Origin of the sequence: Pediococcus acidilactici, assembly GCA_024970065.1 — a bacterium.
GTDB lineage: Bacteria > Bacillota > Bacilli > Lactobacillales > Lactobacillaceae > Pediococcus > Pediococcus acidilactici_A.
The window spans coordinates 525,612-549,027 of the sequence record CP103908.1; the positions used below are offsets into that span (position 1 = coordinate 525,612).

The following is a 23,416-nucleotide window of genomic DNA, read 5'->3' on the forward strand; positions in this document are numbered from 1 at the left end:
CGTGGTTAGACAACGACGAGTACGGTCACCGAGAAATCCCCAGCCGCAAGAATGGCTGGCGAAGGACCGCAGTTTAGAATACATTGCCGACTATAAGCCGTTCAACATGGTTGACGGGGAAGGCATTCGCTGCAGCTTGTACGTTTCGGGTTGTTTATTCAACTGTCCGGGATGCTACAACAAGGCGGCGCAAAATTTCCATTATGGACGCCCCTATTCGCAGGAATTAGAAGACCAAATTATCGAAGACATGGGGCAGAGCTACGTGCAGGGGCTGACCTTGTTAGGCGGGGAACCCTTCTTAAACACGCAGGTTTGCTTGCGGCTAGTCCGGCGGGTGCGCCAAGAATTTGGGCACGACAAGGACATTTGGTCGTGGACCGGTTACACCTGGGACGAACTGATGCAGGAATCTTACGATAAATTGGAATTGTTAAGTGAACTAGATATTTTGGTGGACGGACGGTTTTTAGAAGCTAAAAAAGATTTAACGCTCCAATTTCGGGGAAGTTCCAACCAACGAATTATCGACGTGCCTAAATCGTTAGCCGCAAACCAAGTCGTCATTTGGGATAAATTGCTTCGTTAAGATAGGAGAATTTGATGAGTAAGCTAGAAATTAAAAATTTAAAGGTCAATGCGGGTGATGAGCGCATTTTAAACGGGGTTAATTTACAGATTAATCCAGGAGAAATTCACGCGTTGATGGGACCTAACGGGACTGGGAAGTCAACGCTTTCGGAAACGATTATGGGAAATCCGCTCTACGAGATTGTAGATGGCCAAATTTGGTTAGACGGGCAAGACATCACGGAAATGAGCGTGGACGAACGGGCCCGGGCGGGAGTCTTTTTAGCAATGCAGTATCCGATGGAGGTCGCGGGAATTTCCAACGCCGACTTTATTCACGCAGCGTTAAATGCGCGTAACCAAGGCCAACCGGTTGCCGTGCTGCCTTTTTTAAAACAGCTTAAAACTAACATGGAATTTTTAGAAATTAATCCGGAATATGCGGACCGGGGGCTCAACGCTGATTTTTCCGGTGGTGAAAAAAAGCGTAACGAAATCCTGCAAATGATGATGTTGCAACCCGAGATGGCCATTTTAGATGAAATTGATTCCGGATTAGATATTGACGCCCTCAAAATTGTGGCGAAGGGGATCAACGCAATGCGCAGTACCACCTTTAGCTGCTTAATGGTCACGCACTACCAGCGCCTGTTGAACTACGTGGTGCCTGACGTGGTGCACATCATGATGGACGGACGGATTGTTAAAAGCGGCGGCCCCGAACTAGCTACGGATCTGGAAAAGACTGGCTACGCTGAATTAGAGGAAACGTTAGGAAGTGAAACCAGCCATGGCGATCCCCTTGAATAAAACGACGACCGCAAGCTATCCCCGGATTTTAGGAATTCGGTATGACCCCGCAGCTTTTAACTTGCCGGATTCTTCCAGCGCCGCTTGGGACTGGGAGGCCAACGCGGAAGCTTTGCAAGCCATTAATGCAGCGGGGGGCGCGGTCCGGCGCATTAATGGTTCGACAACGGAGCTAACGGGGCTAACCCAATTACTAGCTTCTACGAACAACCAATTTGTGCAGCAACACTTGCAAGACCCATTGCAGGGTGTGGTAATCAGTTTGCCGGCCCATGCGGAGATTTCGCCAGCGCTAAACTTAACCTTGCGAACGGAGTCAGCTCTTCCCGTGGAATGGACAGTTTGGTTTGATTTAGGGGACCATAGTCGGCTGACCACGAAGTTAACGCTAGATTTAGCGGGAGAAGTGCCCCAATCCAACTGTTTGATTGGGGGAACCTTAGCGGACGAAAGTAATTTGACACTCATCACCGACACGCAAAGTCACCAGGCTACTCAAAGTTTATTGCTAGGTGATTTTGTGAGTGCTCGGGATGCTAACCTCGATTGGTCCTTGTGGCCGCAAACGAAGGGCCAGCTGCTAGGTGATTTAAACGTAACGCTTGCTGGAACCGGCAGTCGGGCAACCCTTAACTTGGCGCGTTACGGCTACCAAGATGACTGGGTAGGCATCCGCGGTCAAATTAAACATTTGGGCCAACACACTTTTAGTCGAATCAACATGCGGGGAGTTTTGTACGAAAATTCCCGGGTCAACTTTACGAGTATTGGCCAAATTGATCATGGGGCCAGTGATGCGGACGCGGACCAGGAAAGTCGGTTAATGACCGTAGAACCGCATGCTAAAGGAAGCGTTAACCCGGTCTTAGTGATTGACGAAAACGACGTCCGGGCCGGCCACGCCGCTAGTGTCGGCCAGTATGACGAAGACGAACTTTACTACTTACAAAGTCGGGGGCTGCCGATGGCGACGGCAAAGCAAATTTTGATTGATAACTTTATGGAACCGATTTGGCGTTTGCACAACGGGGAGGTTGGCTAAGATGACGGATTACCAAGGCTTAACTTATTTGGACAACGCGGCGACCACCCCCATGCCAGAGGAAGTTTTAGCGGTAATTGACGAGTATTACCGGTTTAACAAGGTTAACGTCCATCGGGGAATTTATCAGCTTGCGGGCCGGGTCACTAGCGCTTATGAAGCGGTTCGCGAACAAATCGCCCAGTGGCTGCATGCTCCCCAACCAGAGTCGGTCGTTTTTACTAGCGGGACTACCGACGCGTTAAACCAGGTTGCCTTCGGCTATGCACAGCCGCGGTTGCAGCCGGGTGACGAAATTATCGTCAGTGTACTCGAACACCATTCTAACCTAGTGCCTTGGCAACGGGTGGCTGCCCAAACTGGGGCACGCCTGCGAATGGTGGGAATGGAATCGCAAGGTAACTTGGATTATGCTCAATTAGCAGAGCTTATCAATACGCATACCAAGGTAGTTGCGCTTACGATGGTTTCCAACGTGCTGGGGACGGTGGTTGACGTGGCAAAGGTTGCCCAACTAGTCCATCAGTATGATGGAGTCTTAGTTGTGGACGCTGCCCAAGCGGTCGCCCATTTGTCAATTGACGTTACCGCCATGGACGCTGATTTTCTCGCGTTCTCCGGGCATAAAATGTTTGGTCCCACGGGGATTGGGGTGCTCTATGGCAAGCTAGCTCAGTTAGAGGAGATGGAACCGGTCCGTTTTGGCGGCGAAATGGTGGACTTGGTTACGCCAACTTCGGCAACTTTTCAGCCGTTACCAATCCGTTTAGAAGCAGGGACCCCCAACGTTGCTGGCGTATTAGGGCTAGGAGCGGCCGTGAAGTATCTGGAAAAACAGGACTTTACCGCTATCCAAAAGCATGAAGCACGCTTAATGCAGTTTTTGCTTACCGAACTCCAGGAAGTGCCGGAAGTTAAAATTTACGGCCCGTTAGATTATCAACAACGGGTGGGAGTGGTTAGCTTTAACGTCGGTAAACACCACGCCCATGACGTGGCCACCATTTTAGATGCTTCGGGAGTGGCCGTGCGCGCCGGACACCTGTGTGCGGAACCATTAATGCAGGCTTTGAACGTTAGTAGCGTCGTGCGGGCGAGCTTTACCTTTGAAAATCAGGTTGCCGATCTGCAACGCTTAGTGGACGCGGTAGAACAAGTGGGACGAATTTTATCATGAACAATTTACAAGAGTTATACCAAAAAATTATTTTGAATCACGCTAAAAACCCGGTGGGCTATGGAAAAGTACTCCACGCAAATTGTGTCGGGGCGTTGCGCAATCCCGAATGTGGCGACGAGATTACGGTTTATGCCGAAGTTGACGCACAACGAATCCAGCAACTGGGTTTCACGGGGACGGGCTGTGTGATCAGCATGGCATCGGCAAGTATGATGGTTGCGCAATTAAACGGCCGCACGTTAGCGGATGCCCGCAAACTCTGGGAAAATTTCCAAAATTTAGTGTTACAAAAGGATTGTGATTCCGATCAGCTGGGGGATTTAGCAGCTTTTGCTAGTTTGCACCAGTTTCCGACGCGGGTGCGGTGCGGTACCTTAGCGTGGCATGCACTCGCAGAAGGTTTAAAGGAGAAGGGGGAAGTTTTTGATGGATGAAGTCAGTCCAACGCAACCAGGAAATTTTAAGGACGAATGGGGACCGATGGATGACGTCCAGCCGGTCTTTTCAACCGGGGTCGGGATTAACGAGGAAACCATCCAGGCCATTTCGCGGGCGAAGCAAGAGCCCCAATGGATGCTAGACTTGCGGTTACAGGCCTACCAAATTTACCAATCCATGCCCATGCCGAGCTTTGGGCCAGACCTTAGTGAGATTGATTTGAACGAAATTAAATACTTCCAGCGGGCAACGGATCACATTGCTCGCAACTGGGAGGACGTGCCCGACGAAATCAAGACTACCTTTGAACGAATTGGGGTTCCAGAAGCCGAACGAAAGTACTTAGCCGGTTCGGCGGCACAGTATGAATCCGAAGCGGTTTACCACAACCTTAAACAGGACTTAGAAAGTCAGGGAATCATTTTTATGGATACTGATTCAGCTTTGAAACAGCATCCGGAACTAGTCCGACAGTACTTTGGTAAATTAATTGCCGCAAGCGATAATAAGTTTGCCGCCTTGAATACCGCCGTTTGGTCGGGCGGAACTTTTTTATATGTGCCGAAAAATGTGCATGCCGACGTGCCGATCCAAAGCTACTTCCGAATTAACGCGGGTCGGACGGGCCAGTTTGAACGAACCCTAATTATCGTCGACGAAGGCGGCAGCGTTAACTACGTTGAGGGATGCACCGCACCGAATTACGCGGAGGATAGTCTGCACGCCGCGGTTGTAGAAGTGTTCGTTAAAAAGGATGCCTATTGTTGCTACACAACGATTCAAAATTGGTCAACGAACGTGTACAGCTTAGAAACCAAGCGGGCCCAGGCCGAAGCAAATAGCACCATGGAATGGGTCGACGGCAATTTAGGCTCAAAGGTCACCATGAAATACCCCAGCATTTACCTAACGGGCGCGGGCGCCACCGGTTCAATGCTGTCGATTGCGGCGGCGGGTGCCAACATGCACCAGGATACCGGCGCCAAGATGATCCATTTAGCGCCGAATACCCACAGCACGATTGTTTCAAAAGCAATCTGCCATAACGGCGGTCGGGCGGACTACCGGGGATTGATTAAGTACACTAAGGCGGCCAAACGGGCTAAGTCCCACGTAGAGTGCGATACGATTTTGATGGACCAAGACAGTGCCAGCGATACTTTCCCGGTTAACGACATCGAAACGAGCGACGGCACGATTGAACACGAGGCCCACGTTTTGAAAATCTCTGAAGCCCAACTGTACTACTTGAAGAGTCGGGGATTAGACGAAGCGACCGCCTCCCAGTTAATTATTATGGGATTTTTGGAGCCCTTCACTAAGCAATTACCAATGGAATACGCCGTGGAATTAGACCGGTTGATTAAGTTTCAGATGGAGGGCAGCATTGGATAAACAAACTGAGCCATTTGTTCAGATCAAATTATGAGAGGAATGCTGACAATTATGGATGATAATATTAAAAGCTTAAACGAAGCCTTTATTAAGGCTACAACTGAAGTGACTGTAGATAGAATTTCAGGTAAAATTAGGCAAATTAAGACGAATCATGACTTAAGAAAGCAAATAACAGAGTATGATCAATTGATAAATGATTTATTAGGTAATAAAAATGATCTGGAACGCATATCTAGAGAATATAAGTCAAGGTTGGAAAGAGTAGTTATAAGTGATGAAGATATTGAAAGTTTGCATAATACTGTGGTTAATGTAATACAAGTAGTTAAGGATTTTTCAGACAAGGAAAATGATGAAAGTAGTGAAAATTCTTTAGATACTTTAGTTAATTTGTTGAATGCAGACACGTTAAGAACTCTTCAATTATTAGGTTATAATTATAAAAAAGCTATTGGAGAGCCTTTAACAAAAATTACAGCTGACTATATCAGTAATTTTGGTGAGGCTTATAATAAAAAATAATGTATTTAAAATTTTGTGAATTTGTTTAAGATAAAAGTATTAAAACGTACTTACGTAATACTAAATGTTGCTTGTCAACAACAATACACGCTTTATTGGGTTATCTTAATAAACCAAAAAAGAATGAACATAATTAGGTTCATTCTTTTTTACTTATAAACTAGTATTGAAAAAATGCGTTGACCCTTTGTATTGTTTTTTATCTTAAAGATGGAAGGCGGCTTGCACACCCACAATCAGCATTTTGACGCCGATGGTTGCTAAAATCAGCCCCATTAACTTGGTGATCACGTTCATGATGTTGTTGCCCAGCTTGTCCATGATTTGTTCACCGTAGATAAAAATGAAGTAGGCAATGACTGCTAAAACAACGAACGCGGCCACGACGATGAAGGGGTTGGTTCCACTAGCCAAGTTCATGGTGGTAGCAATGGTTCCAGGGCCGGCCAAAATTGGCATGGCTAGCGGAGAAATCGCGACGTTGGTGTTACTACTGTTGACGGAATCCTTAACGGATTTCTCGGGATCGTGCTGGATCGGCGAAACGTTACCTTGAATCATGTGGTAACCAATCAATCCCAAAATGATCCCGCCCATGATGCGAAGCGCGGCAAGGTTGATGCCAAAAATGGTGAAGATGTAATTTCCGAGAAAGGCAAACAACACTACGATGACGGTCGCCACGATAAAAGCCAGCCGGGCAATCGCGTTGATTTCCTTGCGACTGTTATCAGCAGTCAAACTGACGAACATCGGCAAGTTAGCAAAGGGGTTCATAATTGCAAAAAATGCGGTGAATGAAAGTAAAAATGCTTGAACTAAATGCATGGTCGTCCTCCTTGTTAAACGTTTTCAATGCAATGATTGTTTTTTAATTATATGGGTTAGGTGGGGAAATGCCAAGTTTGGTGATTTTTCGGGAGAAGAATGAAGGATAATGACGTAGAGAAAGTAAAAGAGAGTGGGACAAAAGTTGAGTAGTTTGCGAGCATTAACTGAAAATTGACTATTATGCCTGAATTGGACATGATGTCAATTTTTGGTTAAGCGGAACAAACTGACTTTTGACGCACGTTTTGGCTCTATTGAAGTCAAAACGCAAAATAAAAACGATTCATGATGAAGTTTCACTTCATGAACCGTTTTTTATTTAGAGCCTTTTGTCACAGCCTCTTTTACTTATTGATAAGGACGATAATGAGAATGTTTGCTTTCAAATTCCTTGATTTCGGCAATTTGTAAAGCTTTAAAGGTGATTAAGGAAACACCGTCAAACTTGAAATTCTTTCCATGATTAACGCAGGCAAACACCCATTCTACGATGTAATTGGAAGTTAAATAAAAATGATCGGTTAGTTTACATTACCGGTGATATGAGCAAATGGCTAAAAAGAATTCTAAAACCGTTAAAAAGACGATTACCGTTCCAGAATACTCGAACGAAATGGCTAAAGAACAAAATATTAACGTATCGCGGGTTGCTAGCGAAGCGTTGAAAAGGGAATTGGGAATCTAATCATGGAATTAGATTTTTACTATGCAATCCATCCCTTAATCCACCACCCCAATCAAAGTTATGCTATGCTAGATGCAACATTTTTTAGGGAGGCAGGATTTTGCGAGTTAATCAACATCAAGAATGGCTAGTTAATTTTTATCAAAAACGGAATTGGTATCAGCTTTCCCCGTTTGTGCGCCTTAATTTTTTAACTGAAGAAGTGGGGGAGTTGTCACGAGCAATTCGGGCCATCAAAATTGGCCGGGACCATCCTGGGGAACCGCAGCCCAACGCGGAGCAGCTGCGCGACAACCTTACGGAAGAACTTGCCGACGTTTTGGACCAACTATTAATTATTAGTAGTAAATTTGATATCGCCCCAGAAACGTTGCTTAAATATAGTGAGGATAAATTGAAGGCGCGGTTTAAGGATGCGCTGAATGAAGAATAGGATGATAATAAAAAAGTTCTAACCGCTTGGCGATTAGAACTTTTTTATTTGGAAACTAAACGGAGCTCCAACTTCAAATAATATTATTTTTCAAGGAATTTCATAAACAATTTTTGGTAGATTTCAATGAAATCAAAGTACATCTTTTTAGGTAAACTTTCATTTACTTGATGTTGTGAGCCGTCACCTGGGCCATATACTGCAAAAGGAAAATCGTTTGGTTTATCCTTTGCTAAGTTAGAAGCATCGGTAATCCCCGGGCTAGCAGCTACGACAATCTCACGTCCAGCGTATTCCTTACCGATTGATTGAATAGTTTTAACTAATTGGTTTGAAGGACTCGTCGCAATTGGGAACTCATTCATGATTGTTTCCGTGCTAATTTGTGCGCCGGCGTCATTATAGGTTTTAACCAATGTTTCAATCTTCTTGGCTACTTGGTCATTATCATATTCTGGAATGGTCCGAACATTGATTAAGGCCGTGGCTGAATCAGGGATGGAATTAATCTGATTTCCACCATTTAAAACATCAATGTTGAATCTTACCGGGCCCATTTCTCCAGCAGGGATTGTTTCAAAATATTCGTTAGCTTCATTTAGTAGTTGCATCAAAGGAACTAGGGCGTTATAACCCTTTTCAGGTGTCGAACTATGCACAGAAGTACCCTTAGAAGTAAATTTAATATCAAAAGAACCCTTTTGTTCGGAAGTAGTGCCGTAAGTTGAGGAAGGTTCGGCGATCAGCAAACCGTCCGCGTCTTCCATATAGTGGTCACGGTAAAAGGCTGCGGAACCTTCTTCACCAACTTCTTCTCCGGCAGTTGCAAGCAAGCGGATGGTGCCTTTTTTAGGTAATCCTTGTTTTTTCAATTCAATCATGGCGATTACTAAAGCCGCTAAACCAGCCTTCATATCTGTAATTCCTCTACCAAAGAGCTTGCCATCTTTTTCAGTCATCGTAAATGGATCGCTATCCCACGCTGCTAAATTTCCGGGATCAACAACGTCCATGTGCCCCGAAACGGCGAGGACGGGAGCACCACTACCGATTTCAGCAACTAAATTAGCACGTTGACCTTTAAGCGGGAGAATTTCGGAGTGAATATCATTTTTCTGGAATAAATCTTTTAGATATTCTGCGACCTCTAATTCGTGGTCATTAACGGACTTAATTTTAATTAAATCAGCTAAAATTTTTAAATATTCTTGATTTTCTGAAAGCATATTTTTATCACACCTTTCCCTTTATTATTGGAAAAGATTACTACTTTCTAATGTAAAAATCTACTTTTAAAAATATGATAAATATGTCCAAAAATCATATACTCTAGACTGATGTTTGACAGAAAACGTAGAGTATTCTAATTCTAAGTTCAAGGAAACTTTGGAAACCAAAACTAACCCTTTTAATGGTCTTAATTTTATGTATTTAATCCCTTTGAAAAGCCGTGTTAATGTAGAGTAATGAAAAAGTGATATGAGCTTGATCATTACTTGGATGAGCCTTCATCATAAACGTACTTCTTGTAGATAATGAAATGTAAAACGTACATTAAACAAATAACTTGCACTTACACAACTAAATAACAAAAAATTCATAGTAGTTATAGTTACTCATATGTTGATTTAAAAGGTATTGTTGATTGGTTCGGCGTTGTTTTTATTTTGCTGTTCTTAAAACTCTTTATATTTTTAGATGATAATATAATTTTCCTTCCTCAATATTTTTAGCAGTTTGTGTGGTTAAATTTAACAGGCGAATTGTTGAATACAGGATTAAAATGTAAACTAAATATGCGGGTATATTTTAGAACGAGCTTGTTATTTCTAAATTAAATATAACAATTAAATTCTAAGCAGAAGAAGTCTTAATATATATTGTTGTAGAAATTAATAATATTTATATTTGGATTTTTACATCAACTATTTAAATCATTCATAATTTCTATGGTGTCTATCTTAAGTGAAGTTGGAGGTTTTTAATTGGACAAAATGAAAATACAACAATGGATACAAATTCTAACGGGCATTGCCACTGTTTTAGGACTATTTTTTAATGTTTATTTTTCATATCATAATAAAATTGAGTCAGATAAAAATTTTGAAATTATAAAGACAAAATATAAGCAAGAAAAAGAAGATAGATTGAAAGAACAATCCAATAAAGTAGGTGTCTGGCTTAATGGTGAAGTAAAGATGACTGATGTGGGCGTTAGGAATAACGTTTTATATCGTGTGAAGATTTCTAACCAATCAGATTTGCCAATTTATAATGTTTTTATTTTTTCAACTAGTAATAGGGGAGAAGGTAATTTTGAGGACATTAAGAGTGCATTTGAAAACATGCGAACTAAAGTTACGGACAGATATTTTGTATGGAAACAAAACGTACCTAACGGTATAACCGAACTTAAATTGCCTACTCAAGGTAGTGCTTCAGGTGGAGAACGACCAGCAGTTTCTATTTTATTTACAGATCAAAATGGTCATGGTTGGTATAGAAATATTAACGGACGTTTAAGTAGACATGATGATTATATGAAGAAGCTGTTTAAATGGGGGCTAGCTGCGCCTGATTATAAACTTGATATTTAACTAACTTTCTTATTTGTCATCTTGTTGAATTGAGGGATTAGAATTGTTTGCCCACGATAATAGATTGTTGTCATCATATACTTTTGAGCATTTTCTATACAACTTACTTTTTACAAGAGGTACAATGTAAAACATACCTAAAAAAATAAGTTACACTCGCTGAGGAGGAATGACGATGAAAGCAATTACGATTAGAGAATACGGGGACGTTAACCAACTTCACGAAGAGGAATTAGCGATTCCGCAAATTGCGAACGACGAAGTTTTAGTTAAGATCAAGAATACTAGCATTAACCCAATTGACTGGAAAGCGCGTATGGGGCTTTTGAAGCAAATGTACGATTGGCAATTTCCAGTGGTTTTGGGATGGGACCTTTCGGGCGTGATTACCAAAGTTGGTAAGGACGTTAAGGATTTTAAAGTTGGCGACGAAGTATTTGCCCGTCCTGACATCTATGAAGATGGGACGAAGGGAACCTACGCGGAATACGCGGCGGTTAAGGAAGATAAACTAGCGCTGAAGCCAGCCAACGTCTCGTTTGAAGAAGCAGCGGCAATCCCATTGGCGGGGCTCACCGCATGGCAGGTAATCGTAGACCGTTTAAAGGTGCAAAAGGGCGACAAAGTTTTAATTCAAGCCGGAGCCGGCGGCGTGGGTATTTTTGCGATCCAAATTGCTAAACATTTAGGTGCTTACGTGGCCACTACTGCCAGTGCTAAAAACGCGGAATTTTTGAAGGGCTTAGGGGCTGATGAAGTGATCGACTACCATGAACACAAGATCGAAGACGTCCTTCAAGATTACGACGCCGTTTTTGACACAATTAATGCTTCAGATGAAGGCTTAGCAATTTTGAAACCAACTGGTAAGTTAGTGACGATTGCCGGACATCCTACCCAACAGCAACAAGAAGCGCATCCTTCAGCAACGGCCTGGTGGCTCCAACCTAATGGCAAACAGTTAGCCGAATTAGGTGATTTAGTGGCAAAGGGCGAAGTTAAGGTGATCATTGATAGCACGTTCCCGCTTACGGAAGATGGTCTTCGAGCCGCACACGAACGTAGCCAAACGAACCATGCGCGGGGGAAGATTGTTATTAACGTGGGGTAAAAGCTTAACTACAACTATTTATTATTAATGAATTCGAAAAACTAGAATACTAATATCAAATCATTTTGCTTACTTTTTAGTATTTTTATAAATAAAATGGACCTATTTTTTCTAAAACTACCTAGGATTATTTTCTGCTTTTAGAGGTAGTATATGATTAAGACGAGTTGAGGGATTGTATGTGTTTTTTGAATTTCTAAGGTATATTCTCGTTAGTTCAGTTTTAAATAATAATTTATACTTAATGGGAAAATTGTTTTAAAGAGTTAGTAACAGAGTAATAAAATTATTCATTTTTGGTATTAAAGGAGAAGTACACGCGCGCCAATTAGATAACCTTATGAGGTAAGTAAGCAACATATATAACATTCTGAACACACTGTATAGTATTAGAATAAATACGAGTTAAAGTAATGACCAGAAAATTCGTACTTTGAACAATAAAAAAATTAACTACAATATTTTCCAAGGATTTATTTTTTTGATGTTTTAAAACAAAGGTATGTAATTATAGGTGCAACGTTAAGCACTTTAAGTAAATTAAATAAAAATTATAGCTTAACAGACTAGTTTACAGAATCGTTAACGTTATAGTTACGTTGAATTAGACGGAATGTGGTATTATTAATAGAACATCTATTTGAAAGGGTGGTTTGATAATGTTATCATCAGTCAAAATATCTAATTTCTACTCTATAAATGAACCAATTACTTTGCATTTAGACTTTCCAATAAATAGAGCTGAACGTTTACACGATAATACAATTTATACATATCATAATATTGAGGGAAGAAAGAGAGTTATATTAAACGGAGCATTTATATATGGATCAAATGCTTCCGGTAAATCTAACTTTCTTAAGGGCTTCCAGTTTATTCATGATTTGATAGCGTCTAACCAAGAATTTAAAACTGCCAGTAGTAGTCAGAGTAGTATAAATATTTATCCTTTCCTTTTATCAGAAAAAAAAATAGACCCTGCGGCCAATTTTGAAGTGAACTTCATTATACCTTTTAAATTTAAAGGGAAACTACGGAGTTCAAAAGTGAAATACGTTCTACAGTATGACGTTAGATCAAATATTGTACTTTCTGAAAGGTTAAGCTACCAAAAAGTACAAAAAACAAATTTATCTGCACAAATTAATTTATTTAAACGCGATAGTAGTGAAATCAATTTTGAAGAAAGTTCTAAAGAAATAGAAAATATACTAAAAAAAATTTCTCAAGAAAATATAAAATTCAACTCTTTATTCTTTTATTTATTGAATGATATTAATGCTGAATTTTATAAGACTGAAATTGATTCTTATGAGTATGCATTGATAGCTCAAGTTTATAATGAAATTGCAGATGGCTTCTCGTTAGTTAAAAATAGAGAAGGTGAGTCAGATGAATTTATAAAAAAAATACAGAAAGATTCAAAATTTAAAGAACGCATTTTAGAAACGCTAAATGATTTTGATTTTTCAATTTCTAATTTTAAGATACATGATTTAACTGGTGAATTTTTAAGTACCCTTGCGGCCAAAGAAGATGATTTCACATCAGATGAGGATGGTGAAGGGTTAGTTAATAGAACTAAACTGGTTGATATGTTAAAAAAACAAAAATTTTTAGTTGTTGAAACTTTGCATAAAGCAGGCACAAAGAAAGAATATTTTCCGTTAAAAGTTGAATCCAGCGGGACGAAACGCTTTATAGGCGAATCACTTAAATTATCGAACGCATTATTAAATAACCATTTATTTATAAAAGATGAATTTGACAGTAAATATCATTTAAAAATACAAGAAGCAATTTTAGAGAAGTTTAAACCAGAAAATAATAATGAATTTTCACAATTTATTATTACGACGCAAAATCCGTTGCTTCTAAATCCCAAGGATTGGGCCATGGAGCAGATTAACTTTGTTGAAAAAAGTAGAAAAAAGCAGGAATCTAACATGTACTCATTAAGTGACTTTAAAGGAATTACCTATAATAATCATAGTTGGATTAACCTTTATTTGGAAGGTAGATTCGGTGCGATACCCGAGGTGTTCTTTTAATGGCTAAAAGGTGTGTAAACCCTATTATACATATTTTCGTCCCAGAAGATTCTGCAAAAAGTTCGAAACGTAGAGGAGTGTCATGTGAGATAAACTATTTTGATTTTCTATTTAAGAGACGTTTAAGTATGGCTAACTGGCAATTAAAAATGTACACGTATAGGCAAAAAAGTGATTTTATTAAACAACTAAGGAACGAGAGAAAAAATAAAGATAGTCAAGATTTATTTTTCGTTATTTTGGATGCTGATCTCGGTGCTAATCCATCTCCAAAAGAAATTGTTATTAGGTCTAAACAAATATATGAAGAATATAAAAGAATGAAAGAAAAAAATAAAAAAGTCAAATTTATTCTGTCATCTCGTTGCTGGGAAGTGTGGATGTGTATGCATAAAGAAAGACCGTATATGAAACCCTTTTCCACACAGGAAGAATTAAATAAAGATGTGCATGAGACCTATCAAAAAGAAAAACAATGGTATAAAGAGAAGACAGATTTTTTATTTAAGTCGTGTAAACAAGCAAGTAGGAATAGTAAACTATCTCGTAATGCACAAAAACTAACGCTAATAGATTTCGAAAAAGTAGAAAGCATTCAAAACTTTTTTAAGAAATGTACACAACAAGCAACTTTTGTTGACATATTAGTTGATGAATTAAATGAAAAAATTGTATAAAAACGAATGGGCAAAAAAAACGATAATGCTATACAATAGGAATTTTAAGGGTTCTAAGTCAACAAGTGTTGATGAAGAAAATCAATTCATTTACGGATTGGTTTTCTTTTTTTAGTTTTAAATATAAATTCCATATATATATACAATCTCTCAAGTGCTGCCAATTTCTATATCCATAAGTTGTGCGTCGAATTTGTTTGATTTTACGAATAGTGCCTTCAATACGACAATTTGATAATGGTGAATATAGAGCATATACGATTGATTTAACGCGTGTTTTAAAAGTATTAAGTAGTGTACGAAGATATGGATTAGTAGTCTTGGCTCTAAGCAGCTGTAACAATTTTTCTTTATCTTGATGCCGAATGGCATCAGCGATGGATTGAACAGCAAAGTAGACTTCAGAAAAATCTGAATTAGTACTAATACCCTCGGAAACAACTTGCTCAGAAGTTAAACGATCTTTTAAATGTGATTTCCAAGTAGGATTTTTCGATTCTAGCTGATTGAATGGTTTTAAATATAAATGCCAATAGTATTTTAAAAGCCGATATTCTCTAGAGTTCCATTGGAATTGGCGCATAGTAGCGATTCTAACTTGAGTAGTTACACGATTTAACATTTGAATAAGATGGAATCGATCGGCAATAATTTGAGCATTAGAAAAAGTCGTTTAATAAAAATGTGATAACTAGAATTGAAGTCAAGAACAACTGATTTAACAGCCTTACGGCTGGATAAGCTATAGCATCGTTCGAAGTGATCAATGATATTTTTAGAAATACGATTTGGCAGTAAAGAAATAATATTCCCATTTTCGGCATTTATAGCCAAAAAACTCATTTGATGATTGGTAGTACGTACTTCGTCAAATGATAGATGTTCAGGTAAGGTTCCAAATGGATGAATAAACTCGTTATGAATCTTGGTAATTTGTCTATTAATTGTGTTGGGGGATAAATTTAGATCTTGAGCAATATTTTTTACAGAAGTGTCTTTAACTAACTTAGCAATAATAGTTATTCTTAAGCGTTTGGATATTTGGGCATGTTTATCTACTAACTTAGTTTGGGCAATAATAAAGTGATGGCAAGCACAACATAGAAAGCGTTGTTTGGCTAATTGAATAATAACGGGTTTATTGTTGAACGGAATATCGCGTATGTAGACTGTTTTAAGACCGTTTTTTACCATGCTGTGTTGATGGCAATAGCTACAGGTAGTTAACCGATAGGTTAACTTACCAATAATACGAAATATTTTAGATTCTTCCAGCACCTTTAAAATTTTAATATTGGAATCACTTTTAAGGACATTATCTTGTATAATGACAGTATGGGACGTATTATCATCTGCTTTCAATTAGGTTTTCGTCGACATGATTGTAGCACTAAGGATGAGGATATGTCCTTTTTTATTGTCCATCAACACTGGTTATTGTAGAGCCCGATAAATGTAAAACACCATAAGAAAGTTAGATATAAAATCTAGTTCCCTTAGGGTGTTTTACCTTATAATTTATAAGGTGATTTTTGTAGTATCTGAAAGAAAGGTATTAGTATTAAAATTTGTTGTAAATGAGTTCAACTTTATCAAAGTTTGTCTCACCAATTTTTGATTTTGAAAAAAGTCCTAATTGCACACCGGTAAAGCTGTAATTTGCTAATTCACTTGTAAAGTGATTAGTAGCAATGGTTACTTTTGTGAGAGTGTTCTTTTTGCCGGAAGTAATATCGTTAATTGAAAGAATATACTGATCTTGAGTTCCACATAATTTGAACTCAATTAATTCCGTCTTAGTAATTTTAACACTAGGTTTAGTAATCTCTATATCTAAAGACAGACCATTAATATTTGCTGAGCATAGTTTTTCATTTTTTGAGATATATGTTTTTAAAAAATGATGGTCGTCTTTGTAGATAATCATACCAAAATCGCCATTGCTTAGTTTTGTTAAGTCTAAAGTGGTTGTAAATATAACGTTAAATTCTGCTTGAGATACAGAGACAAAAGATATTGGTTCTGTAATAGGAGTTTGTATGGAAACATTATGATTTTGCAGTGTCAGAGACTTATTTTTGATAGAAAAATTTGTGGAAAGACCTAACGTCCGAATATTTTTTTCAGTAAATTGATTTTGTAATAATAACTCTGGTAATAGTTGCTTAGAGCTAATTAAATTTGTTTCTACATCAATAGTTGCGTAGGAAGAGTTATTCACTAATGGCCAAATTCCGTTCCAATTAACAGGTAATAGAATAGTCTCACGTCCGAGTAAAGTGAGATGATGAATTTGACGTGAGGCTAAAGCTACGCACCACCAATTTTTATTGACATCTTGAAAGAAATCTGCATGACCAACATTTTGCAAAATTCCACGCTTATTTCTATTTGTTAGAATTGGATTACTAGGACAACTTGTGTAAGGTCCTCCAATATTTTTTGAGCGTTGAATAGTGACCATATGTCCTTCACGAGTGCCATTTTCTGCTAATACTAAGTAAAAATAATTATGTGCAAAGTAAATATGTGGTGCCTCAACATCTTTACCACCACAACCATTACTAATTGTTTTAAAGGAGGATAAGACTTTACCATTAGTAGGATTGATCTCAAATAGAATAATCGACGAATAGTCTCTGTTTTTCGAAGATGTAGTTAAATGCATATAGCATTTATTCTCGTAAAAAGTAAGGGAAGGATCTATTCCATTTGGACAATCGATAAATACTGGTTCTGACCATTTTTGAGAAGGATCGTTTGTTTTAGTTATGAAGTTTCCTTGTGTAATATTGGTGCAAACTACATAAAAAGTACCTTGATAATAACGAATGGTAGGTGCAAATAAACCTTGAGAGTTTTTAACATTGTGAATATCTACTGATTGCTGATTTTCTAAAACATTACCGATGTGATCCCAATTAACAAGGTCTTTACTTCGGTAAATGGGGAGTCCAGGATAGAACTCAAAGCTTGATGTAACCAGGTAGTAAAAAGTTCCATCAAAACAAATACTGGGATCAGGATTAAAGCCACGGATAATGGGATTTGAATATTTCATGTGTTTTCCCCTTTTTAACTATTATTAACTCTTTGCATTTTTAAGTCTTCCTTTTCCAGTGACTTAAAGAATGGATACCAGGCAATAGGTTGTACAATTAAGCATAGAAAGAGCTGAAGAAGGATAATACTTATACTTCCCTGAATTGCGGCGTGAAATCCTAAGGGTAAACCAAAAACTGCCTGTGTTCCCATGAATCTGGAAACGATACCTACTTTAATTAGAAAATAAGAGAATATAAGTTCTAATGAGTTTAAGAATAGATGTGGAATTGCTAATTTAAAATTCATTACAATTGGAAGCCCGAAAATAGTGGGCTCGTTTACACCAAAAAGTGAAGGTATGATAGTAAGGCGACCTAGATTTCGATAACGCTTGCTTTTTGAAAAGTTCATTAAAATACATAATCCTATTTGACTGGCACTAAAAGTAACTGTATAGAAGAATACTAGTCCAATGATATTTGGTAAAGGTTGACCATGTTGGAATGCTGTAAGGTTTTCCATATCCATAGACATCCAAATTGGCTGAATAATAGGCATGAGTATATTTGTGCCGTGTAATCCAAAAAAACAAAGTAATTGTTGTAGAATGCTGACTAATATCATTGCACCAAGGCTACCACCAATATGCTTTAATGGAGTTTGGATAGCTTGGTAAATAAATTGATGCATACTGCCAACAGAGGTTAATGAAAAAAGCCAAGCGACAATGATAAAGAAGGTTCCAAGTACTATTGCAGGGATTAACGATTCAAATACTTGGCTAACCATAGGCGGTACGCCTGCAGGCATTTTGATGGTCCAACTATTTTGCTTGAATAAAACGTAGATTCTACCAATAAATAATCCAATAATTATTGCGGAAAAAACGCCTTGTGCACCAGTCCAAGTAGTAGTTAAGTAAATACTGCCATTTTTCAAGGTTCCCGTAGGAGTTACAAAAAAGAAACACATTAATCCAATGACACCTGCCATAGTTCCGTCATCGTCATTACCCATAAAAGTATGTACTAACGTCTTTGCCATTAAAAATACTATATAAAGAGCCATAGCGCCTATGGTAAATGTACTAGCAACATTTAGTATAGGTGAAAGATTAATATTTTTTACAAATGATTGAACTGAATCAATGGGAAAAACATTTAAAAGAATAGCCATTGATCCAATGAAAAGAGGCCCCATTAGAGCCACCATTGCGTTACTAAGTGTTTGCAAATAGTTGTTTTGACCAAGTTTATTTAAAAAAGGATCTAAGCGATTAAATAAATTCGATATGTTTGTCTTCATAAAGAAACACCCCATATATTTGAATTTCACTAGCTAATGATTAAAGTAATTTTAATGCAGTTTCTTATTTTATGTAACCGCTTTTTTTACGTTTGATCATGTACAATTTTACTTGATGGATTACTTATTTCTAAATTAGAATAAGTATAATAAATTTTTGTATTAAAGAGTTACTCTACATAAAGAGGTGAAAGAAAATTTTAAAACATGAATTTAATAATGAATTGGATAATTTACCTGTTCAAATGATTCCATATAAACGTTCCTGGAAGGGACGGTCGTACCCGTTACATTGGCATGAAAATTTAGAAATTGTTTATAATTTAGACTCAGATATTATCTATCACATTGATTCTAATTCTTTTTCAATAAAGCCCAACACACTTTTATTAATTAATTCGTATGTACCACATTCTTTAGAGGGAGTAACTAATGATGGCTTTTATACGTTAGGATTAGTTGATTATGAGTTTGTTAAGAAATGGACTAACGGTGATTACTATAATCGTTTTCTCTTTGATTCGTTAATTGGAAATAATAATTATCAGACTGACAAAAAGATGATTGATATAATGTTAAGGATGACGAATTTATATCATGATTTATCCGGACTTAATATTATCAAAATGAATGCGCTATCATTGGAGCTGTTAAGTGTTTTATGTGAAAAGTATATGGTTCCTGTTTCTGAAGTGGGTAACCGAGAATTTAATACTGAATTAACTAAATTTATTAAACAACATATTAGAGAAGAAATTACATTAAAAGATGTTGCAGAACAATTTTCATATAATTATGCATATACTTCTCGTTTAATTCATGAAAATATTGGGATATCGTTCAAAGATTACATTAATACTCTACGTGTGGACTTATCTTTGGTTAAACTATTGGAAAATAATGACTCCATTGAAAATATTGCTTTGAATGTGGGATTTAGTTCGGCAGATGCCTATTTACGAGCTTTTAAAAAGTACTATAAAATGGCCCCTACTGAATTTAGAAGCGAACATTTGCTTCACCCGAGTCAAGTGATTCGTAATTATTTATTGTGACTTCTTATGATAACAATTGAATAGAAAGTGTCCATTGGGCTGCTACATATAACTAATCATTCAGCATTTTTAGCTAAGTAATATAATGTTAGTATTTTTACTGGCATTAGGTAAATTAAGCAGGTTAATCTAAATAATATCAAACTCCTTTCGGCTAATGAACAAACCCTAATCAACAAGAATTAGCGATTTAAGAAAGAACTTGAGATTTTAAGACGGGCAACGGCGTTATTGGTGGAAAAGTAATGAGGCACATGTGTCAATATGCCACACAAAATTATTTCAATAATGATCAAACTTTAAATAAATCACGGCACACTGATCAGCACTAAAATAATTTTTAGGTGTTTTAAAAATTTAAAATTACTCATTTTTATCACAAATAGTCTTTGAATAAACAATGGCTTTTCGTCAACTATTGTTGGTGAATTAAATTTTGAAAGTCCTAATCACGGAGTGATTAGGGCTTTTTTAGTTATGTACGCGGAAAACGTAAAGTACTCTAATCCTAAACTAAAAAAACTTCGGTAGCCAAAACCAGCTCTTTTAATAGCTTTGATTTTATTATTTAATCCTTCTAAAGGTCCATTTAAATGTTGTGTACTGAAGGTGTTATGGATTTCATCATGATGTGTTTGAAGCATTTTAAGCGTACTAAGCATTTCTTCAGAACAACCTCCGTGTTCCAAAAGGATGCATTGTAATTGTTCCAATCTTTGTGTTTAAGTGCAGCCTGAAGTTTATTTAAGACATCGTAAGATTGCTTGGGGATGGGATCCAGATTTAACAACCGATCTACAATATCTTTGGCGGTGATCCAGTAAGGGAAATAGGTCCATTTACGGAATCGTTGAAAATCTAATTGTTTATGAGGCACCAGCAATAATTTCCAAATAGCGTTTAAGTGTTTTAAATTCACGAGAAGATGGGGCAAATTTTTTCATTATGCGAACTCTAGTCTTAATTAAACTCCCGATTAAGGGCGTTGACGATATGAAACTTATCTACGACGACAACTGCTTTTGGAAAGATAGTTCTCGTCAGCTTCAGGTAAGTATAGCTCATATCTGTGACAATAATTTTGACATTTTCTCTGGCTGCTTGGTCATAACGTTTAAAGTATTTTTCCAGCCGTTGGATAGTTCGAAATGGAAGAATATCAATTAATTTATGAGTTTTGGCGTCCATGAATTCGAAGCTCATAGCATCGGTAGCGGTTTTAGTGCTTTTGATTTCATCCATCAAAATTACTTCTGGAAGCCAGTGAAAGTTTGGTTTAAAATCGCGTTCAGCTTGTAATAGTTGGCGTCCAATAAAACAGTCAGATGTCGAGAGCTCATTAGCAATATGTTTTAAAGACACTGGTTCAGCAAGTTTTTCTAGGTAAGCTTTACGGGGTGGGTTAGAAATTGTGCAGTGTTTGGAAACTAGATTGGTTTGTACTAGAAAATTAGTTTGGCATTCTTTACAGCGAAAGTATCTCCGCTTTAACTTCAAGACGGTATCATTTCCAAGAGATTTAGCAAAGCGAACGGTGGTCAATCGCCACCCATACCTATAATCTGTCCATCATTCATAATGTCACATTTGGGACAAGCCATCGGCTTGTAGTCTAAAGTGTCTTCCAAGCGAATAACTCTATCATATTTTCGAACACCATTTTTAATTTTATATGATTATCATTTACACCTAACAAAAGCTTAGTAGTATCATTACACATAAGGACATTCGCTTCTTTCTGAGAATCTTCGTGGTGGTTGGTTTTTTTGAACGGACAGTGAGTGTCCGGTTTTTATATACCTAAGCATACAAAAAATCTGTCATCAGCAATAGATAACTCTATTACCAACAACAGATATTGTAGAACCGCATTTAAGCGTTCCTGTGTACCAGCTTTTTCTAACTTATGGAGTCGGCGGGTTTTGTACCCGACTGCTCACAAACGTTGATATACCAAAGTTTTACATAGCTAATTCAAAAATTGGCTAAGCTTTTGGCTATGTTTTATAAAAAAATATGCTTGCGAGGCCCCAATTTAATTGGGTCTAGAATTTTTGGTGTTGGAAAGTATTTCCATTCCAAAAGTACTAGGCCCTTTTTGATAACAAAAAAAGGCATCTAAGCCTCCCTAGTGCTATGCTTTAAACGACGAAACTCAAGATAAGCGGGGTAGTTATAAATTTCTCCGTTAAAAATTACTGCTTTTGATTTATCTTCATTGTAAATAGGTTGCATACCACTGTTGATATCAATGATACTCAATCGACGAAATCCTAGCGCCGTATCCTCATTAACTAATTCCCCCGAACTATTTGGACCACGATGTTTGATCGTATCCATCATAGCTTCTATAACTGGCTTTTTGTCAGCAATCTTCTTGTCTACGAAACCGACGATACCGCAAATATTAATTCTCCTTAAATTTCAAAACTTACGAATCTGGTTGCTGCACCATATCCAAATATTTGGAGCAACATTTTGTCGGGATTGATATTAATGAAATATCCAGCTAATTCGGAAATCTCATTATATCGGCGATCCCATTTTTTATTATAATCAGTCGTTAGGCCATGTTTTTTACCCATTAAGGCCGAACAATTTAATATTATATGATTAATCCCATTAACTTTGTAGTACTTTTCATAATGCATGTGTCCACAAATGTAATTCGATATGGTCGAAATACCGGTATCAGTAAAGTTATAGCGAACATTAACTCCAAAATCATCGGATAATTCATTTTTAAGTTGTCCAGAATCCTTATTATTAAAGCTAGTAAAAATCTTCTGAACTAAGTCACCGTTGAAGTTCAAAGCTGAACGACCACTTTGACTGATCAAATTAGCATGACCAAAAACTACGACATGCTTATCAATTGTCTTTTCTAAAATAGATATTAAATCTTCGATCTGTTGCTCGCGGATACCACGGACTTTTTTGAAGTCGTACTTCTTGGTCCCGCCATTTAGGATATAGGGAATATCGCTCGTATTCAAGAAAATTACTCGAATATCCCCTTTATCGATCCAAGCAACTTTGGAACCGAGACTCAAGCGTTTGATCTCAGGTTGTTCGAAATCATGTTTCGTTACCAAATTATAGTAGTCGTCACGTCTAAATGAGGCTGAAGTAATAAATTTGTGTTCATCATACTTATCATTTTCATCGTGATTACCTTCCAGCACATAAAAAGGACGCTGGCTATTTTGGTAATTTTCCATCGTGAATTGTAACAATCCTCGACTGATCTCTGGCTTATCACTACCGTCGATCAAATCGCCTAAATGAATATTGTAATCCACTGGCAATGAATCGCAAGCCTTATTGGCTTCAATAATATGCCTTACACCGTTGAGACCATAGTACGATGAACTGGAAACAGCTTTTTCATGAGTGTCCGTTAAAACCGATAAAGTCAAGCAATTTTGGCTAAAGTTAGGTTCAACGTTCTTTCTGAAAACTTGCTCGATATATTCTGTAAAAAACGGTCTCGGCTTTAATTTTCTCAAAAAGTTATCAGTTTGAACAGAGATAAATTCAGATAGTCTCGTTCTAAAAAATTTTTTAGTAAGAAATTTGATTTTCACGATTTTTATTCTCCTAATTGGTAGATTGTAAAATTAATCCGAACGCTGTTCGGACAAAAAGGATCAGCTTCCTTTAAAA

The 23,416-nt window shown here is 37.7% G+C and carries 23 protein-coding genes and 1 pseudogene; 14 read left to right on the top strand and 10 right to left on the bottom strand.

The genetic code is table 11. The features are described from left to right. The first annotated feature begins 1 nt into the window (after position 1). Genes nrdG through NYR25_02410 form a run of 7 tightly spaced genes read left to right on the top strand, consistent with a single transcriptional unit; the run spans position 2 to position 5,960 of the window. Positions 2–589 carry an anaerobic ribonucleoside-triphosphate reductase activating protein gene (nrdG, locus tag NYR25_02380; protein UWF34279.1) on the top strand — a complete coding sequence of 196 codons (588 nt, stop codon included), beginning with the start codon at positions 2–4 and terminating at the stop codon, positions 587–589. A gap of 14 nt (positions 590–603) precedes the next feature. Further along, the gene (sufC, locus tag NYR25_02385) at positions 604–1,380 is read left to right on the top strand and encodes a Fe-S cluster assembly ATPase SufC (GenBank protein UWF34280.1); all 777 of its coding nucleotides are present in this window, start codon (positions 604–606) and stop codon (positions 1,378–1,380) included. Further along, positions 1,349–2,422 (top strand): SufD family Fe-S cluster assembly protein, encoded by a 1,074-nt coding sequence (locus tag NYR25_02390; GenBank protein ID UWF34281.1) that lies wholly within the window; start codon positions 1,349–1,351, stop codon positions 2,420–2,422. Before sufC ends, NYR25_02390 begins: the two co-directional genes overlap by 32 nt. Position 2,423: 1 nt before the next feature. Further along, positions 2,424–3,599 carry a cysteine desulfurase gene (locus NYR25_02395; GenBank protein UWF34282.1) on the top strand — a complete coding sequence of 392 codons (1,176 nt, stop codon included), beginning with the start codon at positions 2,424–2,426 and terminating at the stop codon, positions 3,597–3,599. Then, the gene (locus NYR25_02400) at positions 3,596–4,036 is read left to right on the top strand and encodes an SUF system NifU family Fe-S cluster assembly protein (GenBank protein ID UWF34283.1); all 441 of its coding nucleotides are present in this window, start codon (positions 3,596–3,598) and stop codon (positions 4,034–4,036) included. The genes NYR25_02395 and NYR25_02400 overlap by 4 nt, the downstream gene beginning before the upstream one ends. After that, positions 4,029–5,435 carry a Fe-S cluster assembly protein SufB gene (sufB, locus tag NYR25_02405; GenBank protein UWF34284.1) on the top strand — a complete coding sequence of 469 codons (1,407 nt, stop codon included), beginning with the start codon at positions 4,029–4,031 and terminating at the stop codon, positions 5,433–5,435. The genes NYR25_02400 and sufB overlap by 8 nt, the downstream gene beginning before the upstream one ends. 51 nt (positions 5,436–5,486) lie before the next feature. Next, positions 5,487–5,960 carry a hypothetical protein gene (locus NYR25_02410; GenBank protein ID UWF34285.1) on the top strand — a complete coding sequence of 158 codons (474 nt, stop codon included), beginning with the start codon at positions 5,487–5,489 and terminating at the stop codon, positions 5,958–5,960. A 204-nt stretch (positions 5,961–6,164) separates the two neighbouring features. Here NYR25_02410 and NYR25_02415 read toward each other — a convergent pair whose 3' ends face one another. After that, complete coding sequence (locus NYR25_02415) at positions 6,165–6,788, bottom strand: MarC family protein (GenBank protein ID UWF34286.1); 624 nt, start codon at positions 6,786–6,788, stop codon at positions 6,165–6,167. A gap of 553 nt (positions 6,789–7,341) precedes the next feature. Here NYR25_02415 and NYR25_02420 point away from each other — a divergent pair. Both NYR25_02420 and NYR25_02425 read left to right on the top strand, forming a co-directional pair. Further along, on the top strand, positions 7,342–7,476 hold the full coding sequence (locus tag NYR25_02420; GenBank protein UWF34287.1) for a hypothetical protein: 135 nt from the start codon (positions 7,342–7,344) through the stop codon (positions 7,474–7,476). Between the two features lie 100 nt (positions 7,477–7,576). Beyond that, the gene (locus tag NYR25_02425; GenBank protein ID UWF34288.1) at positions 7,577–7,909 is read left to right on the top strand and encodes a hypothetical protein; all 333 of its coding nucleotides are present in this window, start codon (positions 7,577–7,579) and stop codon (positions 7,907–7,909) included. Between the two features lie 83 nt (positions 7,910–7,992). Here NYR25_02425 and NYR25_02430 read toward each other — a convergent pair whose 3' ends face one another. Then, positions 7,993–9,135 (bottom strand): ArgE/DapE family deacylase, encoded by a 1,143-nt coding sequence (locus NYR25_02430; GenBank protein ID UWF34289.1) that lies wholly within the window; start codon positions 9,133–9,135, stop codon positions 7,993–7,995. 759 nt (positions 9,136–9,894) lie between these two features. Between NYR25_02430 and NYR25_02435 the strand changes: the two genes are divergently transcribed. The 4 genes from NYR25_02435 (at position 9,895) to NYR25_02450 (ending at position 14,345) form a co-directional block, all read left to right on the top strand. Continuing rightward, the gene (locus NYR25_02435) at positions 9,895–10,506 is read left to right on the top strand and encodes a hypothetical protein (GenBank protein ID UWF34290.1); all 612 of its coding nucleotides are present in this window, start codon (positions 9,895–9,897) and stop codon (positions 10,504–10,506) included. A 175-nt stretch (positions 10,507–10,681) separates the two neighbouring features. After that, on the top strand, positions 10,682–11,617 hold the full coding sequence (locus NYR25_02440; protein UWF34291.1) for an NADP-dependent oxidoreductase: 936 nt from the start codon (positions 10,682–10,684) through the stop codon (positions 11,615–11,617). Positions 11,618–12,276: 659 nt separating this feature from the next. Next, positions 12,277–13,668, top strand: a complete 1,392-nt coding sequence (locus NYR25_02445) for an ATP-binding protein (protein ID UWF34292.1) — start codon at positions 12,277–12,279, stop codon at positions 13,666–13,668. 128 nt (positions 13,669–13,796) lie between these two features. Continuing rightward, positions 13,797–14,345 (top strand): RloB domain-containing protein, encoded by a 549-nt coding sequence (locus NYR25_02450; GenBank protein UWF34293.1) that lies wholly within the window; start codon positions 13,797–13,799, stop codon positions 14,343–14,345. A 58-nt stretch (positions 14,346–14,403) separates the two neighbouring features. Here NYR25_02450 and NYR25_02455 read toward each other — a convergent pair whose 3' ends face one another. The 4 genes from NYR25_02455 to NYR25_02470 all read right to left on the bottom strand — a co-directional run bounded on the left by NYR25_02455 (position 14,404) and on the right by NYR25_02470 (position 18,695). Next, the gene (locus NYR25_02455) at positions 14,404–14,967 is read right to left on the bottom strand and encodes a transposase (protein ID UWF34294.1); all 564 of its coding nucleotides are present in this window, start codon (positions 14,965–14,967) and stop codon (positions 14,404–14,406) included. Next, entirely contained in the window at positions 14,961–15,707 is a 747-nt protein-coding gene (locus NYR25_02460; GenBank protein ID UWF34295.1) for a transposase family protein, read from the bottom strand. The genes NYR25_02455 and NYR25_02460 overlap by 7 nt, the downstream gene beginning before the upstream one ends. A 199-nt stretch (positions 15,708–15,906) precedes the next feature. Further along, positions 15,907–17,406 (bottom strand): glycoside hydrolase family 43 protein, encoded by a 1,500-nt coding sequence (locus NYR25_02465; GenBank protein ID UWF34296.1) that lies wholly within the window; start codon positions 17,404–17,406, stop codon positions 15,907–15,909. Between the two features lie 14 nt (positions 17,407–17,420). Continuing rightward, on the bottom strand, positions 17,421–18,695 hold the full coding sequence (locus tag NYR25_02470; protein UWF34297.1) for a PTS transporter subunit EIIC: 1,275 nt from the start codon (positions 18,693–18,695) through the stop codon (positions 17,421–17,423). 224 nt (positions 18,696–18,919) lie between these two features. On the opposite strand from NYR25_02470, the gene NYR25_02475 reads away from it, so the two are divergent. Further along, a complete protein-coding gene (locus tag NYR25_02475) occupies positions 18,920–19,750 on the top strand; it encodes an AraC family transcriptional regulator (GenBank protein UWF34298.1) in 831 nt (276 codons plus the stop codon). Positions 19,751–20,199: 449 nt separating this feature from the next. Here the strand turns inward: NYR25_02475 and NYR25_02480 are convergent, their stop codons facing one another. The 4 genes and pseudogenes from NYR25_02480 to NYR25_02495 form a co-directional block, all read right to left on the bottom strand. Then, positions 20,200–20,394 (bottom strand): transposase, encoded by a 195-nt coding sequence (locus tag NYR25_02480; GenBank protein ID UWF34709.1) that lies wholly within the window; start codon positions 20,392–20,394, stop codon positions 20,200–20,202. 316 nt (positions 20,395–20,710) lie between these two features. Further along, positions 20,711–21,292, bottom strand: a complete 582-nt coding sequence (locus NYR25_02485; GenBank protein ID UWF34299.1) for a transposase — start codon at positions 21,290–21,292, stop codon at positions 20,711–20,713. Between the two features lie 627 nt (positions 21,293–21,919). After that, a pseudogene (locus NYR25_02490) lies at positions 21,920–22,156 on the bottom strand (asparagine synthetase B). 11 nt (positions 22,157–22,167) lie between these two features. Beyond that, entirely contained in the window at positions 22,168–23,337 is a 1,170-nt protein-coding gene (locus NYR25_02495; protein ID UWF34300.1) for a metallophosphoesterase, read from the bottom strand. Positions 23,338–23,416 lie beyond the last annotated feature (79 nt).

Bases quoted from the DNA above. Each gene is read 5' to 3' on its own strand.
- NYR25_02470 (UWF34297.1), bottom strand. From the start codon at position 18,695: ATGAAGACAAACATATCGAATTTATTTAATCGCTTAGATCCTTTTTTA.
- NYR25_02420 (UWF34287.1), top strand. From the start codon at position 7,342: ATGGCTAAAAAGAATTCTAAAACCGTTAAAAAGACGATTACCGTTCCA.
- sufB (UWF34284.1), top strand. From the start codon at position 4,029: ATGGATGAAGTCAGTCCAACGCAACCAGGAAATTTTAAGGACGAATGG.
- NYR25_02450 (UWF34293.1), top strand. From the start codon at position 13,797: ATGGCTAACTGGCAATTAAAAATGTACACGTATAGGCAAAAAAGTGAT.
- NYR25_02465 (UWF34296.1), bottom strand. From the start codon at position 17,406: ATGAAATATTCAAATCCCATTATCCGTGGCTTTAATCCTGATCCCAGT.
- NYR25_02440 (UWF34291.1), top strand. From the start codon at position 10,682: ATGAAAGCAATTACGATTAGAGAATACGGGGACGTTAACCAACTTCAC.
- NYR25_02415 (UWF34286.1), bottom strand. From the start codon at position 6,788: ATGCATTTAGTTCAAGCATTTTTACTTTCATTCACCGCATTTTTTGCA.
- NYR25_02430 (UWF34289.1), bottom strand. From the start codon at position 9,135: ATGCTTTCAGAAAATCAAGAATATTTAAAAATTTTAGCTGATTTAATT.
- NYR25_02395 (UWF34282.1), top strand. From the start codon at position 2,424: ATGACGGATTACCAAGGCTTAACTTATTTGGACAACGCGGCGACCACC.
- NYR25_02455 (UWF34294.1), bottom strand. From the start codon at position 14,967: ATGTTAAATCGTGTAACTACTCAAGTTAGAATCGCTACTATGCGCCAA.
- NYR25_02480 (UWF34709.1), bottom strand. From the start codon at position 20,394: ATGCTTCAAACACATCATGATGAAATCCATAACACCTTCAGTACACAA.
- NYR25_02400 (UWF34283.1), top strand. From the start codon at position 3,596: ATGAACAATTTACAAGAGTTATACCAAAAAATTATTTTGAATCACGCT.
- NYR25_02445 (UWF34292.1), top strand. From the start codon at position 12,277: ATGTTATCATCAGTCAAAATATCTAATTTCTACTCTATAAATGAACCA.
- NYR25_02410 (UWF34285.1), top strand. From the start codon at position 5,487: ATGGATGATAATATTAAAAGCTTAAACGAAGCCTTTATTAAGGCTACA.
- sufC (UWF34280.1), top strand. From the start codon at position 604: ATGAGTAAGCTAGAAATTAAAAATTTAAAGGTCAATGCGGGTGATGAG.